The sequence below is a fragment of the Priestia sp. P5 genome, from assembly GCF_029522155.1.
GTDB lineage: Bacteria > Bacillota > Bacilli > Bacillales > Bacillaceae_H > Priestia > Priestia megaterium_E.
Genome location: NZ_JAKWFJ010000002.1, coordinates 889,877 through 905,196, shown reverse-complemented (window position 1 = coordinate 905,196; position 15,320 = coordinate 889,877). Strand labels below are relative to the sequence as shown.

The 15,320-nt window shown below is 37.1% G+C and carries 17 protein-coding genes; 5 read left to right on the top strand and 12 right to left on the bottom strand.

All coding sequences use genetic code 11. The features are described 5' to 3' along the window. Positions 1 to 38: 38 nt before the first annotated feature. From MMB69_RS21365 to MMB69_RS21325, 9 genes are all read right to left on the bottom strand, one after another. Complete coding sequence (locus MMB69_RS21365; protein ID WP_221785595.1) at positions 39 to 1,250, bottom strand: sugar efflux transporter; 1,212 nt, start codon at positions 1,248 to 1,250, stop codon at positions 39 to 41. 103 nt (positions 1,251 to 1,353) lie between these two features. Further along, positions 1,354 to 2,262, bottom strand: coding sequence for a UTP--glucose-1-phosphate uridylyltransferase GalU (gene galU / locus MMB69_RS21360; RefSeq protein WP_221785596.1), 909 nt, complete (start codon positions 2,260 to 2,262; stop codon positions 1,354 to 1,356). A gap of 44 nt (positions 2,263 to 2,306) precedes the next feature. Beyond that, the gene (locus MMB69_RS21355) at positions 2,307 to 3,509 is read right to left on the bottom strand and encodes a macrolide family glycosyltransferase (protein ID WP_277448400.1); all 1,203 of its coding nucleotides are present in this window, start codon (positions 3,507 to 3,509) and stop codon (positions 2,307 to 2,309) included. Between the two features lie 289 nt (positions 3,510 to 3,798). Further along, positions 3,799 to 5,253: a LysM peptidoglycan-binding domain-containing protein gene (locus MMB69_RS21350; protein WP_260506951.1), complete on the bottom strand. Its 1,455-nt coding sequence runs from the start codon at positions 5,251 to 5,253 to the stop codon at positions 3,799 to 3,801. A gap of 208 nt (positions 5,254 to 5,461) precedes the next feature. After that, positions 5,462 to 5,683 carry a spore germination protein gene (locus MMB69_RS21345; RefSeq protein ID WP_045294391.1) on the bottom strand — a complete coding sequence of 74 codons (222 nt, stop codon included), beginning with the start codon at positions 5,681 to 5,683 and terminating at the stop codon, positions 5,462 to 5,464. An 84-nt stretch (positions 5,684 to 5,767) separates the two neighbouring features. Beyond that, positions 5,768 to 6,622: a DUF1206 domain-containing protein gene (locus tag MMB69_RS21340; protein WP_221785598.1), complete on the bottom strand. Its 855-nt coding sequence runs from the start codon at positions 6,620 to 6,622 to the stop codon at positions 5,768 to 5,770. A gap of 35 nt (positions 6,623 to 6,657) precedes the next feature. Next, positions 6,658 to 8,160, bottom strand: coding sequence for a cardiolipin synthase (cls, locus tag MMB69_RS21335; RefSeq protein ID WP_221785599.1), 1,503 nt, complete (start codon positions 8,158 to 8,160; stop codon positions 6,658 to 6,660). Between the two features lie 260 nt (positions 8,161 to 8,420). Then, on the bottom strand, positions 8,421 to 8,975 hold the full coding sequence (locus tag MMB69_RS21330) for a hypothetical protein (RefSeq protein ID WP_221785600.1): 555 nt from the start codon (positions 8,973 to 8,975) through the stop codon (positions 8,421 to 8,423). Positions 8,976 to 9,133: 158 nt separating this feature from the next. Further along, the gene (locus MMB69_RS21325) at positions 9,134 to 9,529 is read right to left on the bottom strand and encodes a ribosomal maturation YjgA family protein (RefSeq protein WP_221785601.1); all 396 of its coding nucleotides are present in this window, start codon (positions 9,527 to 9,529) and stop codon (positions 9,134 to 9,136) included. Between the two features lie 222 nt (positions 9,530 to 9,751). Here MMB69_RS21325 and desA point away from each other — a divergent pair, with 222 nt between their 5' ends. From desA to MMB69_RS21310, 3 genes are all read left to right on the top strand, one after another. Next, on the top strand, positions 9,752 to 10,795 hold the full coding sequence (desA, locus tag MMB69_RS21320; RefSeq protein ID WP_014460882.1) for a Delta(5) desaturase DesA: 1,044 nt from the start codon (positions 9,752 to 9,754) through the stop codon (positions 10,793 to 10,795). 117 nt (positions 10,796 to 10,912) lie between these two features. Further along, complete coding sequence (locus tag MMB69_RS21315) at positions 10,913 to 12,055, top strand: sensor histidine kinase (RefSeq protein ID WP_221785602.1); 1,143 nt, start codon at positions 10,913 to 10,915, stop codon at positions 12,053 to 12,055. Beyond that, a complete protein-coding gene (locus MMB69_RS21310) occupies positions 12,052 to 12,654 on the top strand; it encodes a response regulator transcription factor (protein WP_221785603.1) in 603 nt (200 codons plus the stop codon). The genes MMB69_RS21315 and MMB69_RS21310 overlap by 4 nt, the downstream gene beginning before the upstream one ends. Positions 12,655 to 12,687: 33 nt before the next feature. On the opposite strand, the gene MMB69_RS21305 is transcribed toward MMB69_RS21310, so the two are convergent. From MMB69_RS21305 to MMB69_RS21295, 3 genes are all read right to left on the bottom strand, one after another. Next, positions 12,688 to 13,212, bottom strand: a complete 525-nt coding sequence (locus MMB69_RS21305) for a cupin domain-containing protein (protein WP_221785604.1) — start codon at positions 13,210 to 13,212, stop codon at positions 12,688 to 12,690. A 127-nt stretch (positions 13,213 to 13,339) separates the two neighbouring features. Continuing rightward, positions 13,340 to 13,522, bottom strand: coding sequence for a hypothetical protein (locus MMB69_RS21300; protein WP_221785605.1), 183 nt, complete (start codon positions 13,520 to 13,522; stop codon positions 13,340 to 13,342). A gap of 29 nt (positions 13,523 to 13,551) precedes the next feature. Continuing rightward, on the bottom strand, positions 13,552 to 13,869 hold the full coding sequence (locus MMB69_RS21295; protein WP_221785606.1) for a hypothetical protein: 318 nt from the start codon (positions 13,867 to 13,869) through the stop codon (positions 13,552 to 13,554). Between the two features lie 494 nt (positions 13,870 to 14,363). Between MMB69_RS21295 and MMB69_RS21290 the strand changes: the two genes are divergently transcribed. Together MMB69_RS21290 and MMB69_RS21285 are read left to right on the top strand one after the other, a co-directional pair. After that, on the top strand, positions 14,364 to 14,900 hold the full coding sequence (locus tag MMB69_RS21290) for a TVP38/TMEM64 family protein (protein WP_277448399.1): 537 nt from the start codon (positions 14,364 to 14,366) through the stop codon (positions 14,898 to 14,900). A gap of 103 nt (positions 14,901 to 15,003) precedes the next feature. Then, on the top strand, positions 15,004 to 15,306 hold the full coding sequence (locus MMB69_RS21285) for a transposase (RefSeq protein ID WP_153253493.1): 303 nt from the start codon (positions 15,004 to 15,006) through the stop codon (positions 15,304 to 15,306). Positions 15,307 to 15,320 lie beyond the last annotated feature (14 nt).

Genomic DNA, 15,320 nt, shown 5'->3' with positions numbered 1-15,320 from the left:
TTAATGAAACTACTTTTTTTCACCCTCTTCTTAACTTTTCAACTCATTTCCTCAGCTGATTTTTGCTTCATAAATAGAAACATCACACCTGAAATAACTGCAAAAACAGCTAAAATGTAAAAAGTAGAAGGCAACGGAATCACGCTGACTAGTGACCCCATAGCTAAGCTGCTGACAACTGCTGAAGTTTGTATAGCAGTCATATATGCCGTTGTGGCTAGTCCAATTTGACGTGGGGCCAGTGACTGAGCATACACCATTCCAACTCCCATCGTAGCGGATAGAATAAAGGCATAAAATACTTGAAGCGCAATTAATCCACTAAGCGGTAAATGAAGGCTCGTTAAAGCAAAATAAAGCACTTGGCAAGCAATTCCAATGATAAAGAATCTTTTAACTCCGATCTTATCAGAAAAATAGCCCCCTAACGGCATAAATACTAGCTCAAAAACAGATGTAACGGTAAAGAGAATCCCTACAATCGAAACGGATTGTTTTAACGTATCCGTTATGTAGAGCGGCAAATACATAGAACGCCCGGAATCACCCGCAAAAATGAAGAGAGCTGCTACGAATATAGCTATTAATACAGAAGGTATACCAGCTGGCGCTTTTGAAGATGCATGTGCTGAAGGTTGAGGCATACTGTCTTCTTTAAGCGCAAAAAGAACCCACACTAAAGTTGCCAGCGATAACAATCCTGATAGTAAAAATAAAAGAGTATACCCTCCGTGGTCAATGATTAAAGCTCCGAGCATCGGTCCAAAAATATAGCCTTGTGAAAATGCCATTCGCACAGTACCGGTAATCGTACCTGCCTGCGATTTACTTTCTTCCTTTTTAACAATAAAATCATTCAGCAGAGCAAAGAAAAAAGAAAACGCATTAAACCCTCCTATAGCAAGTAAAATGAGTGCTATTGTATAAGAATGCGTAAACGCTAAGGGAACTCTTGAAATGGTTCCAATCAGTAAGGCCCAAATAATAAATGGCTTTCGTTTTCCCCATTTGTCTGATAAAGAAGCCAAATAAAACGAGACGATTAAACCAAGAATGCTCATTGGGACAAATAAAAATCCTGCTTGAAACGAAGTGGCGTGCAATGTATTTGTTGCCCAAACCGTTAAATAAGGCATAAAGCTCCCAACAGACAACCCAATAATAAATAATGAAATAAAAATCGTTCGAAAATCCCGGTCTGTAAATACAATCTTTATGCCTGATACAAACGAATTTTCTGCTTTCGACATAAACTCATTTCAACCCTTTCTATCCAGCTGTCAAACGTTCCATTTTCGCAAAAAAATGCACCTTTCTTCAAGAAAAAGTAGAAGAAAGGTGTGTAAATAAAGCTTATTTTCCAATTTGCACAGCGATTTTTTCTTTTTGTTCTTCTTTGCTGATAAGTTCTTTGAATTTGCTCAAAAGAGGTGCTTTTAATTTTTCATCTTTTAATGCAAAAGCAAGGGTCGTAAAAATAAAATCTAATTTTTCCCCTGCATCATAACGTTCGCCCTCGAATTCGTAAGCATAAATAGAACGGTCTATATTCATACGCTGAATAGCATCCGTTAGCTGAATTTCCCCGCCTTTTCCAGCTTCCTGCGTTTCAAGATAATCAAAAATGTCAGGTGTAAATACATAGCGTCCAATAATTCCTAAATTAGACGGAGCTTCTTCGACTGATGGTTTTTCTACAAAACCATTCACTTCGTATAATCGGTTTTTATTTGCTTTTGGATCTATAATCCCGTAACGTTGAACGGATTCTTCCTCTACGCGCTGCACGCCGATAACCGACGATCCCGTTTGGGTATACTGGTCAATCAGCTGTTTTAAACAAGGCTGATCTGGGTCTGTTAAGTCATCTCCAAGTAAAACTGCAAACGGTTCGTTTCCAATAAACTGTCGAGCACAGCCAATCGCATGGCCAAGGCCCTTCATTTCTTTTTGACGAACGTAATGAATATTCGCTAGTTCAGAGATATGTTCCATTTCCTCTAATAGTTCGGTCTTTCCTTTTTGATGAAGCAAGTGTTCTAGTTGAATATTATGATCAAAATGATTTTCAATTGCTTGTTTCCCGTTTCCTGTAACAATTAAAATATCTTCGATTCCTGATTTTAAGGCTTCTTCTACAATAAATTGAATGACGGGCTTATTTACAATTGGAAGCATTTCTTTTGGGATAGATTTTGTAACAGGTAAAAAACGAGTACCTAACCCTGCTGCTGGTATAACTGCTTTTTTTATAGTCTGCATATGATTTACTCCTCTCTTTTAGTTATCTAGCTGTCTTACATCTATTACGCTTTAACAGGCACCATCTTGAAAATTTCTTTCACACCTTGCTTGTATCCCCCCGCTGAGCGAAGTGATTCTCCGATTTGTTGTGCATGCTTTTTATATGTGTGAGTAGTTAAAACGTCGTTAACTGTATTTTTGATGAGCTCAGCAGATACATTATTTTTATCTAATTTCACGCCTGCTCCTAACTCCTGTACGCGATCGCCTACCATAAATTGATCCACTGCCATTGGAATAACGACAAGCGGCGTATCGTAGTATAAACCTTCACTGCTGCTGTTCATTCCGCCGTGAGTAATAAATAAATCCGCACGTTTTAAAATTTCCAGCTGCGGCACATATTGTTTCACAACGAAGTTTTCTGGAATGTGTGCTAATTCTTCAGGTTTTGTATTTTTACCAATAGATAAAATAACTTTACCCTCAAAATCTTTTAATGCTTCTACACATAAGTTATAGATTTCTAGCTGCTGATTAAAAATAGTTCCCATAGAAACAAAAATAATCTTTTCATTTTCATTTTGTAAGTAAGAAGGATCTTCAATGTCTAATCTTTTAACAATTGAAGGACCAATAAACTTGTACTCACTCGTAAATTCAGATACGTGTGGCTGAAAGAATTCTGACGTAAATACTAACGTGATATCCCCTGGATTCGACATAATGTCCATGGAATCTTTTAACTCAGTATTATATTGGTTGTTGAACTTATTTAATGATTTTTCGAATTGAGGATAAAAGGAAGATTGGTCAGGCTCTGTTTGACCACTTGGCATCATACAAGTTGCTAACTCCTTATTTAACGCAAACGTCGTACAAAGAGAAACCTTCGGAAGCTGAAGAAGGTCGGCCACAGCGGAACCTGCTAAAAGGTGATAATCGTAAAGTACATAATCATATGTTTCATGCTTTGTTTCACTCATGATTTTAGTAATAATATTCTCAGATTCATTTAAAAACAAATTCATTACTTCATAGCGATCATAAGACTCTTCTTTAGTCATTCGATTGCTCATATCAAGACTTGGACGAAAATCTTCGTATTCACGAAATTCCGCGCCTGATTTTTGAATTTTTTCAGCGTAGTCTTCAATGCCGTAATAGACGACCTTTTCCCCTTGAGCAATTAATTCCTTTACAATTCCTAAAGAAGGGTTCACATGCCCTTCACCTGGAAAGCCTATTACTAATACATTTCCCATAACATTCATTCCTTTCACTTAGTTAATTGTTAAATGACTTAATTATTCATTTAGTAAATTTATTGTATAGAAACTGAATTTACTATAAATTATCTTTACCGTAAAGTCATTAAGCGTTTTCAACTAAAAAAAGGTTAAATAGGCTCATTTTGGAATATAGTTATAAATTAACTCAAGAAAAACAAATATTGTAAAATTTATCTTGTTTGTAAATAGATGTATACGCTTTACACATGATTCGAACAAAAAAACACACCCAGCTACATTAAGCATGAGGTGTGTTTTTTATTTAGAAGTTGTATAACTCCCATATATCTGATGTTTCTGAACCAATATACCAAGCTGCCGCTCCGCCTAAATGATAGTCCTTAATCAAATTAACTCGGCGCTGCATAGATGCTTTGTCTTCGAGCCATATTTGATGCTTCGTACCATTTTCGGTGTATTCTACATAGTACTGAGAGGCTTGGCTATCCCATTTCTTGGTCAGCTTTTTAGAAGAGATAACAGATTCAGCTTCTTTCATCGTTAAGTCTTTTGTGACAACTTTTTTGGTCGATAGATTCGTTTTCCATTCTCGCGTATAAAAAGGAACTCCCAGCAGGATTTTATGTGCAGGTACATCTTTCATAAGAAGTTCTGTTCCTTCTTTCACCCAAGGCAGCGAAGCCACAGACCCTGGAACCTGACTTCCTCCCCAGTGTTCTTCATAACCCATCATAATGACGTAATCTGCCACTTGACCAATCTGTTTTCGATCAAAGCTTCCTGACCAAAACGGATCATTATTCTCTCGTGTTACGTCTACTGAAACGGTCATACCATGAGGCTTTAACGCTGCTTTTAATTCTTTAATAAATAAAACAAAATCTTGTTTGTTTTTGATATTAATATTTTCAAAGTCAACGTTAATACCGTCACTGTTTGTTTTCACAAGCGAACTTTCGACTGACGATACAAGCTTTTGCCGCTTTGCTTTATTGCCTAGGACGTCACTTGTCAGCACATCATCGAAATTGTTACCGATGAGCGGCCAGACTTTTTTGCCGTTTTTGTGAGCCGTTTGAACATACGATGGATTTATAGAAGATGAAACAACTTTGTCACTCCGCGTTAGCGTAAACCAGCGTGGTGAAACAACGTCTAAGTTCTTTTGTTTCATCGATTCTGCATAGCCTGCTGTTTTTTCATTAAAGCTCCAGCCCATAACTACGGGCTGATGCTTCTTTTGTGCTAAATCAGATTTTTTGATCCAGCCCTTTTTCCCTTCCAAAAGCTGTACTTGTACATAGTAATCAGGAATAATAAGCATTTGTCCAGGCTTAATATTTGTTGATGATAGCTGATTTAACTTTGTTAATTCAGTCGCTTTTACACCGTACTTTACAGAGATTTTCCAAAGCGTATCTCCTGAAACTACTTTATGTAACAAGCCTTTTGGTGGTATTTTCAGCGTTTGCCCCGGAGTTAGCTCCGTTGTTTTTAGCTGATTTTGTTTTATTAGCTCGCTGACTGTTACACCATATTGTTTAGCTAGTAACCATAGTGTATTTCCTGGCACTACTTTATGGGTGATAACTTGAGCTGCATCTCCCGCGTCAGATGAAATAGCAGGAAATTCTTCTCCTTTTTTCACTGTCTGAACAACCGAAGAATGTAAAGATGGAGAACGATACACGTTTACATTATCACCTTTGACAGTGCCTACTGAAGAAGCAGCGTCTCCTTTACTTATTGGGGCCAATCCTCCACTGAAAAGACAGAGAATAAGTAGGCTCATACATATTTTCTTCATTTTATAATCTCGCCTCCCCACTTTTTGACATCACCTGTCTAGTTTACTACTCCTATAAGATAGAATCCTAGAGGTACATTGTGGTAAAGAAACGTCTGGGTATACGTCAAACTCAAATAAAAAAGCTTACCGTCCGATGACGATAAGCTTTCGTTTCTTATGCATTTCCCACTACATTTTGATCCTTAATATCCATATCAATTGTATTAGCCGTACTAGCACTGCTTGTAATATTCATAAAATTCCCCGTGTTCCCGCTACCAGAACCGACTGTTGTAAAAGCTGTGCTTTTTGGCTTAATAGCCAGACAATCACCAAACTCCACTGAAGATGAAACCAATACATTCGAGATATTTACGGCTCCTACTACCGATGGCATCTGCCTCTCCTCCTGTTCACTATCTATCTGCTATAGGATATGAGCAGAAGGCCAAAAAGTAGCTTTTTCATCTTTTTAATTTTATTAAGGATCAATTCGTTTATACCTTGATTCTGCAAACATATATACTCCGTATGCCATAAGTCCGATTGATACGATAGCCAGCAGTACAGACCCAAAAGGACGCTGCGCTACTTCAGCAAGGGCTCCATCTAACCCTTTCGTTTCGTCTGGATCCGCTTGAAGAGCCGTGCGAATAAGAAAGAAGCCAATAATGCCAAAGACGATACTTCGAGCAATAATACCCGCTTTTCCAATATGCCCGCTCCATCGCCACTCTTCTTTTGACATTTCGTTTTTCTTTAGTTTTTTTAGGAAGCGTCCTGAAAGAGCCCAATATACTTGTCCAATCCCAAAGATAATAACGCCGATACCTGTAAGCGCAATGATGGTTTGCCCAAAGGGATAAGATAACAGCTTGGCTGATACTGTTTGATAATGCTTACCTGACGTATGAACATGAGCATGAAGCAAAATTTTTACCGAACTCACACAAAGGCTAATATAAAACGTAGCTACAACTAAATAGCCTAAACGAGTAAAAATGCCTTTTACACCATGCCCAACGTGGTGAGGATCAAAAATAGCAGAAATGATTTGCCAAAACGCATATCCACTTAAACCTACTGCCAAAACGATTAAAATTAAAAATCCAAACGGCTGCTTTGCAATTGTGTGTAGGGCTCCTTGAGAAGTAACTAAATCGCCTTTTAATCCGAAAGCCGTCTGAATCGCTAATATACCGATGACAAAATAGACCACACCTTGAGCTACATGACCAAACCGTGAAAAACGCACGACAAATGGTTTAGTACGTTCTTTTAAGCGATGTAACTTTCGACCAAACGTATCTTTTTTAACAAATGGAGATTCACCCATACGTTTCCTCCTGCTTTTTGAAAACAAACTTTATTTTATAAAACACCTGAAAATAAGCGAGCAAATGACTCTTTCGAACGTTCTACTAAGCTTCGCTTGTAAAATGCTACCGGCTTGATCAAATGACTGTCTTCCATATCTTCTTCGTAATTTTTCATGAGCGTTTGAATCGTCTCTCCCTCAATTAAAAATGCATTCACTTCAAAGTTCAGATGAAAACTTCTCATATCCATATTTGCAGTACCGACCGAAGCCATATCTCCGTCGATAATCACAATTTTTTGATGCAAAAACCCTTTTCGATACGAATATACTTCAATTCCACATCGAAGAAGTTCAGCAAAATATGATCTCGTTCCATATTGAGTCAGAAAGCCATCATTAATTTCCGGCACCATAATTCGTACTTCTACACCTTTTCTAGCCGCAATACGAAGAGCAGTTCTTATAGCTTCGTTTGGAACAAAATATGGGGTAGAAATCCAAATTGACTTCGTCGCGCTTGTAATCATTGTATAGTAATAGTCGCTCATATTTTCCTGCGTATCTGGCCCCGTCGCCACTACCTGAACGAACCCTTCCCCTTCAACACGATGAGGTTTTGTATACGCTTCATTATTAATTAAGCATTCTCCAGAAACGTATTCCCAGTCAAACATAAAAATTGAGTGCAGCGTTTGAACAGATTCACCTCTTAACATCAGGTGGGTATCTCGCCAAAAACCGATTTTTTTATTTTTCCCTAAATACTCATCGCCTACATTTAGTCCTCCTACAAAACCTACTTCCCCGTCAATCACAACTATTTTACGGTGGTTTCGAAAGTTGAATTTTTGATTAAAAAATCCATACTTAATAGGTAAGAAAGGATGCACTTTAACATTCGCTTTCTTCATTCGCTTAATATCTGAACCCGATAATGTAAAGCTTCCCATTGTATCAAACGTAAAGCGTACTTCTACACCTTCGCTTGCTTTTTTAATTAAAATATCAATGATTTCTTTTCCTAGAGAATCTGAGTGAAACATATAGTATTCCATATGAATAAAATGTTTGGCTGATTGCAAATGCTTTTTGATTTCATTAAACGTTTCTTGCCCGTTCTTAAGGACGTAGGTTTTTGTATGAACATTCATCTTTGTCAAAGATACACATTGAAGATACTGAGCAAAGTAACGCTGATGAGATTGAAGCGTCGATAGATCAGGCGTCGTTTCTTTATCTGCCATCTTTCTAAGCATCTCTCGGTTATGCATACGCTTTTTTTTGAACATATGCCCCTTTAAATAGAGCTGTCCTGAATACAAATAAAAGAAAAAGCCTGCAACAGGGAAGAAAAAGAGGACATACATCCAAACCAACGTACTTTCAGGCGTTCGATTTTCAAGCATAAGTGAATACATACAAATGAAAATGATGACACCATATAATCCAACTAAGGCATACTTCCAATGAATATCAATAGAGGTAAAAAAGAAAGCATAAATTGAAAGTAAAATAATAAATAAAAAAATAAAGTCCAACCGGCGTTTTTTCATAAAAGCTCTCCTAAAAACAAACTGTATTGTATCACTTGCCTATCTTTCATATGAGGTAGTATATGGAATACACAGAATTCTTATCATGCATGCCACATAAAATGTACATATATTTGCACAAAAAGCAGTTTAGCCGCTTAAGCAACTAAACTGAACTACCTCAGACAAGCATCATTCATATACCTATACCCTGGATGGTAAAACAAAAAACCTCCTTACAGGGAGGTTTTTTCACTGGCTTTTCAAGCATCGATGCCTTTTTATGAGTTGGTATAACCAGACTCTTTTTCTTTTTTAGGCCAAACGAAATTAGAAAGAGATAATAAGAAATCAATTCCTACAATAACTGTCCAAAATTCCACTACATTTTGCAGCACGTTAGTTTTTCCATTTGGTACTATATACATCATCGCCGCTAAAAGAGCTGCCCCAATAGCGTAAGCAACGAGATGCTGTATCCATGACTTAAAATAATGCTTTGCATATTCTTTTCCATAGCGCCTACGAGGTTTCTCTCCGTTTTTCATCACATAATATTGAAAGCGTTCGTCTGCCCATTGAATCATACTTTTTCCAAAAGCGATGGAAATTCCAATATACACGGCTGCAATAGCGTGAGCATAGGTCGCTGTAGCACCTTGGTAAAGGTCTACGCTCGTCACAATCAGAAGAACAAAATCAACAACAGGTGTTAGAGCTAAAATAAAAAAACTTAGCTTTTGTTTTTTAAACATATACCTTGTTGCTAATCCTAAAATGATGACTATCCAAAAAACGATTTCACATGCAATAATCATCCAGGCTATTAAATTCAAGTAATCCCCTCTCTTCCTCTCGTTCAACAAATAGACAATAGGTTTTAAATGAAAATTTTTTATGCACAAGTTTATTTTTATGTACATACATCCTGCTTCATAACCCTACGGCTTATTCCATCCTCAGCTGAGTTCTAAGATTCATTGAACCTTATTTGCTAGGCGGCTCTTTTAAATCGATATCTATAATACTCCCAGCTCATTCCTACCGCGACTCCAATCGAATAGGCTAGTATATCGCTCCATAAGAAGCCATACCCCAGAATGAGCCCTCCTAGCGCAGTCTTTCTTATGTCATCAATCCACGGAGCGTGATACAGCTGTGTAAATTCAATGAAGTAACAAAACACTATAGCAAACATACCAATCATTTTTGTCTTCCATGCAGGAAACAAAAAACCCGCACTGACAAAAATCATTAAGGCCCATAACGAATCTCCCGCATATATATTTACGATGTGAGGAAGATACGGAGTAAATTTTCTTGATAAAAGACCTGCTCCCATGATAACAATAGCTAGAAGCAGATATACCCATCTATTTCTTTTATTCATTTCAAACTCCTTTTTCTTCTTAAATGCTCCGTAACAATAAGCCTTCACTGTATAATTTTATCAGAACCGCAGACTGTTAAATACCGCTTTTTTTCATTTTTTACAGCTTCCCCCTACGTATATATGACAAGTGTCATAGTTTCTATATGACACGTATGTCTTAAATAGTCAGAAAAATCCCTTTATACTGAGGATAATATACGGTGATGAAAGGAATTTCATATGACTATACAAAAACAAAAGAATTTACGAAAACAAGTTGCACCTTTTGAAAAAGCAGTAATGAAAGACAGCATAAGACAATTGATTAATACTTTTTTACCTTTTTTCACACTGTGGTTTCTCGCTTATGAGAGCCTTTCAATTTCTTATTTTTTAGCATTTCCGCTAACTGTTATCGCAGCAGGGTTTTTAGTAAGAATATTCATTATTTTTCATGACTGTTGTCACTACTCTTTCTTTAAGAGTAGACAACACAATAAAATTCTCGGAACAATTACCGGTGTCTTAACGATGTTTCCTTACAGTCAATGGGGACATAGCCATGCAATTCACCATGCAACAAGCAGCAACTTAGATAAAAGAGGTACGGGTGACATTTGGGTGTTAACCGTAACAGAATATAAAGAAGCTTCTATTTGGAAAAAAATCGCTTACCGTATCTATCGCAACCCGTTCGTTATGTTCGGCGTGGGACCTATATATGTATTTTTGATTACAAACCGATTCAATCGAAAAAATGCGAAGAAAAAAGAAAGAATGAATACGTACCTTACAAATGTATTGATCGTTGCATTAGCAGCAGCGACCTGCTGGTTGGTAGGTTGGCAGGCGTTCCTATTAATTCAAGGACCGATTTTCTTCATTTCAGGTTCAATTGGAATTTGGCTGTTTTATGTACAGCATCAGTTTGAAGACTCTTATTTTGAAGAAGATGAGCACTGGGATTATGTAAAAGCAGCCGTTGAAGGAAGTTCATTTTACAAGCTGCCAAAACTATTGCAATGGCTGACAGGCAATATCGGGTTTCACCATGTACATCATTTAAGCCCAAGAGTGCCCAACTATAAGCTTGAAGCTGTTCATCAACACACACAGCCTCTTCAAAATGTACCAACCATTACACTCGCAACAAGCCTTCGCTCTCTTCGATTCCGTCTATGGGATGAAGAAAACAAAATGTTTGTGAGCTTTAAAGAAATAAAAACACGCTCAGCTGCACCAAAAGCAAGCAGAATTTCATCTCGAACAAAAGCAGAACTTTAATAAAACAAAACAGTCAAGCTTTCAAAAGCTTGACTGTTTTATCTATCCGTCTAAACTTATTTCATTCTACTTTGTGGTAAACTAATAGTGTATTTTAACAAGTAAACGAGGTTCTTTATGAAAAAATATACGTTTTTCCAAAAAATCACTGGGCTATCTCCTTACATATGGACGGTATTTGCCATTTTACCATTTTATTTTATCTTACAGTCTTCATCCATGAATCACATTATTGTTGGTTCGTTACTCACCATCTTATTTTTTATTTTCTATCGTTTTGCATTTGTTTCAACGGACAAGTCCGTTTACGTATGGACGGCTTTGTTAATCGTTATTTCCTTAGCCCTAACAACTATTTTTAATTATATTTACTTTGCCTTTTACTTTGCTTTTTTTATCGCTTATTTTATTGGAAATATCCAAAAACGGCTCGCTTTCTTCACTTTGTATGCTGTTCATTTAATTAGCACCGTTATTTCGGTAAACTTTAACGTTGTTATGCAAGAAGAGATCTTTTTAAAACAGCTGCCTTTCATTTTTGTAATTTCCATCAGTGTGATTGTACTGCCATTTAGCATTTATAATCGGAAGAAGCGAGACCGGCTGGAAGAACAGCTTGAAGATGCAAATAAACGTATTTCTGAGCTTGTAAAACAGGAAGAACGCCAGCGGATAGCTCGCGATCTGCACGATACGTTAGGACAAAAGCTGTCTCTTATCGGTCTAAAAAGTGATTTAGCAAGAAAACTTATTACAAAAGATCCTGAAAAAGCAAAATCAGAATTAAAAGATGTCCAGCAAACAGCGCGCACGGCTCTTAATGAAGTGAGAAACATGGTTTCTCAAATGCGTGGAATTCGCCTTAGTGAAGAACTAAAACGCGTTCAAGAGCTTTTAGAAGTTGCCGAAATTAAGTTTGTAGGAGAAGAGGCCATTTCATTAGAGAATGTATCGTTGCTAATTGAAAATATTCTTAGCATGTGCTTAAAAGAAGCAGTAACCAATGTGGTCAAACATAGTCAAGCCACCGTTTGCACGATTACTTTACATCAGTCTGCAAAAGAAGTTGGCATAACGGTAGAAGACAATGGAGTTGGTATTAATACGAAGAAAACCTGCTGGAAAGGAAACGGTCTTTTAGGAATGAAAGAACGGCTGGAGTTTGTAAACGGCCATCTTGATATCTCCAGTCAAGGGGGGACGATTATTCATATTACAGTTCCAAACATCGTTAAACATATTAAGGAGGAACAATTATGATTCGAATTGTCATTGCCGAAGATCAGCAAATGATGTTAGGGGCGTTGGGCTCTTTGTTAAATTTAGAAGATGACATGGAAGTTGTCGGAAAAGCTTCAAATGGGGAACAAGCGGTATCACTTGCTAAGCAGCACCAGCCAGATATATGCGTAATGGATATCGAGATGCCTCTTAAAACTGGGCTTGAAGCTGCAGAGGAGCTGAAAGATTTAAACTGCAAAGTCATCATTTTGACAACGTTCGCTCGCTCTGGCTATTTTCAAAGAGCTTTGAAAGCAGGCGTAAGCGGATACTTGCTAAAAGATAGCCCAAGTGAAGAACTCGCAAATTCCATTCGAAGCGTGATGGCAGGCAGACGCCTCTATGCTCCAGAATTAGTGGATGACTTATATAGTGGATCTACCAGTCCTCTTACAGCTAGAGAGAAAGAAGTATTAGCTCTAGTAGCTGATGGAAAAAACACAAAAGAAATTGCTGACGAACTATCTATTAAGACTGGAACGGTGCGCAATTATATTTCTACCATTCTGGACAAACTCGAAGTAAAGAACCGCATTGAAGCCATTACTCGCTTTAAGGAAAAAGGCTGGTTCAAATGAAAAAAGCATGCATCAAACCGAGATGCATGCTTTTTAATCATTTGGCAATTTATCGTACCCTAATTTGTCGATGATCACAACATGCTCGGGGAATTCATCAAGCAGCTGCTGTTTTGTGAATAATTCAAAGTCACGGAAATCAAAACCTGGTGCGACCATGCATCCAACGAGAGAAAACGTATTCTCATTTGCCACAGAGGAACCAAAAATCGTATCTCTTGGAACTAAAAATTGAGGAACTTCTCCATTTTCTAAGTTTGTACCTAGTTTTACTTCTTGATAGGTTCCATCGCGGTAAATAATATGAATGGTTAAAGGGCTTCCCCCATGATAGTACCATAGTTCATCTGATTGCAGCCGGTGGAAATGCGATACATCTTGAGACCTTAATAAAAAGTAAATACTCGTGTATAGAAATCGTTTATCATCAAACTGCGATGACACTTCTTTATCAGAAATTTCATCATTGGAGCGATAGGTTTGTTTATAAAACCCTCCTTCTGGATGAGGCTGAAGCTCGAGCTTTGAAATCCAATATTCCCACTTATGTAAATTCATTACATTCCTTCCCTTCCTTTTTCTTTTATCATTAACTACATCATAGTAAATCATTCTTTCTAACACAACAAACGGCTTCATTATTCCATCAGGAAAAATGAAGCCGCTTACCACTGGTATCTTATCATTACATCCTACCCTTTCTGTTAGCACGGCTATATCTATACCTGCTAGAATGGCAGCGATGAAATAAATATGTCATATACAAATCTAACTGAAATCGATCTCCCTCAATGAAACATTGAAACGGCTGTTCTCTGCCTTGATCATTTTTTGCAGACGAACGCTGCTTAAACGGGACAATATTCATCTCTTTTCCCCCTCAGACAGATGTACTTTTTAGTGTAAATGCTGATGACAAACGTAATATTTTTTGATAAAAGTGAGGGCTGCCTGTGCATCTTGAATGCCAAGCTTTTTACAAACGCCAGCTAACATGAGCAGTTTGTACATAACCAGCTTTTGATTATTTGTTGCCAGTACGTAATAAACAATCGTATTAGCAACTGCCCGCGGTAATCTTATTTTTTTCAACTCATATAGCGCAGCAGACGAAGACATGCCTGCTTCAGTTAAAATCTGCTCAGTTGTGTACATCTCCAAATAGCGAGCAAGCTTTCTTTCTTTATCGTTAAATATACCTTTAGAATCGTTCATTTTCTCTCCCTCTGTTATTTTAATAATCCATTAAATGCTGCATTAATTAGCCATAGTGCGATAGCTCCCCCTGATAAATAAGCGCTGAGATAGAATAATAATTCCATATACCTCCCTCCCATTTCTATCTTACCCCTTCATTTCTCTAGCTGCAGTGATATTCATCACAGGTAAAAAGTGTATTGTTGAGCTACTGAATAGCTCCGCAAAAGAGCTCGTGAGAAAGATCTCACGAGCTGCTTAGTTAGCATTTTTATTTTCGGATAAAGCGTTTAAAAATCATAATAATTAATAATACGACTACAATAATAAGCAAAAATTTCAACATGAGTTGTCCATCCCTTCAAATCAGTAAATCATCTTTCATTAGTAAGTAGTTACCCTGTTTCGTTTTTTATAAACTGCTTACCTACTTATTTCATGCCAAAAATTATATAATAGTAGAAAAACAACTAAAATAGCCCTACAGGTAAAACATAAATGGGAGTATAACCATGACTGACTATCTTCAAACATTTCTGCTTGAACATTTAGAAGCAGCAGAGCTTATTAGCATTGCCTTGAACATTCTTATTAGCATTACGGGCGTATTTCCAAGCGCACCCCTTACGTTCGTAAACGTAAAGTTATTTGGTTTTTGGAACGGATTTTTACTTTCTTTTATTGGAGAAGTTTTAGGTGCAGCTCTCTCTTTTTGGCTGTATCGAAAAGGTTTCCGTACACTTGTTCATACAAAAACACCTTCTCAATCCAAGTGGCTAAAGCTGCTGCGCGTACAAGGGAAAGAGAGTTTTATATTGATTCTTTCTTTGCGATTACTTCCCTTTGTTCCGTCAGGCCTCGTTACATTCTTCAGCGCTGTAGGAAAAGGCTCCTTTGCGGTATTCATTTCTGCTAGCGCACTTGGAAAAATTCCAGCGCTTTTTATTGAAGTTTATTCGGTTTATCATATTTCACAAGGATCTATGCAAGGCAAAATCATTTTAGTAGTTTTATCCATTTTTTCGCTTTTTTATATAAGTAAAAAATAGAAGAAAAAAGCTTAACAGACTATAAAAAGGGAAGACTATCTAAAAATAAGCAAAAACATTATCTTATGTAACTGTAATAAGATAAAGTATTGGAGATGGTCCATTGATTTTCCTACTGGTTTCTGGAAGTATTATTGTTCCTATTATCATGCTCTTTTTCTCACTCAAATGGAAAGGAGCAGAGCTAGTTTTTAATACACTAGCCCTTCTTTCAGCGCTAGTATTTGGAAATATAGCTGCTGCTTCTATCTATCGTATCTTAAAAAACCATACTGTTTTTATGACGAGCATTCATGCAATCTTTTTAAATTCAGCTTTTTTATTAACCGGTGCATACCTTGGAATCTATGTATTGTATAGACTGTTAGCTCTGACCTTAAATGTAAAAAGCCGTTCTTTTAAATAAGAACGGCTTTTTAC

What these genes read in the sequence shown, in the direction of transcription:
- MMB69_RS21365 (WP_221785595.1), bottom strand. Translation starts at nt 1,250, where the DNA reads ATGTCGAAAGCAGAAAATTCGTTTGTATCAGGCATAAAGATTGTATTT.
- galU (WP_221785596.1), bottom strand. Translation starts at nt 2,262, where the DNA reads ATGCAGACTATAAAAAAAGCAGTTATACCAGCAGCAGGGTTAGGTACT.
- MMB69_RS21355 (WP_277448400.1), bottom strand. Translation starts at nt 3,509, where the DNA reads ATGGGAAATGTATTAGTAATAGGCTTTCCAGGTGAAGGGCATGTGAAC.
- MMB69_RS21345 (WP_045294391.1), bottom strand. Translation starts at nt 5,683, where the DNA reads ATGCCATCGGTAGTAGGAGCCGTAAATATCTCGAATGTATTGGTTTCA.
- MMB69_RS21340 (WP_221785598.1), bottom strand. Translation starts at nt 6,622, where the DNA reads ATGGGTGAATCTCCATTTGTTAAAAAAGATACGTTTGGTCGAAAGTTA.
- cls (WP_221785599.1), bottom strand. Translation starts at nt 8,160, where the DNA reads ATGAAAAAACGCCGGTTGGACTTTATTTTTTTATTTATTATTTTACTT.
- MMB69_RS21325 (WP_221785601.1), bottom strand. Translation starts at nt 9,529, where the DNA reads ATGAATAAAAGAAATAGATGGGTATATCTGCTTCTAGCTATTGTTATC.
- desA (WP_014460882.1), top strand. Translation starts at nt 9,752, where the DNA reads ATGACTATACAAAAACAAAAGAATTTACGAAAACAAGTTGCACCTTTT.
- MMB69_RS21315 (WP_221785602.1), top strand. Translation starts at nt 10,913, where the DNA reads ATGAAAAAATATACGTTTTTCCAAAAAATCACTGGGCTATCTCCTTAC.
- MMB69_RS21310 (WP_221785603.1), top strand. Translation starts at nt 12,052, where the DNA reads ATGATTCGAATTGTCATTGCCGAAGATCAGCAAATGATGTTAGGGGCG.
- MMB69_RS21305 (WP_221785604.1), bottom strand. Translation starts at nt 13,212, where the DNA reads ATGAATTTACATAAGTGGGAATATTGGATTTCAAAGCTCGAGCTTCAG.
- MMB69_RS21300 (WP_221785605.1), bottom strand. Translation starts at nt 13,522, where the DNA reads ATGAATATTGTCCCGTTTAAGCAGCGTTCGTCTGCAAAAAATGATCAA.
- MMB69_RS21295 (WP_221785606.1), bottom strand. Translation starts at nt 13,869, where the DNA reads ATGAACGATTCTAAAGGTATATTTAACGATAAAGAAAGAAAGCTTGCT.
- MMB69_RS21290 (WP_277448399.1), top strand. Translation starts at nt 14,364, where the DNA reads ATGACTGACTATCTTCAAACATTTCTGCTTGAACATTTAGAAGCAGCA.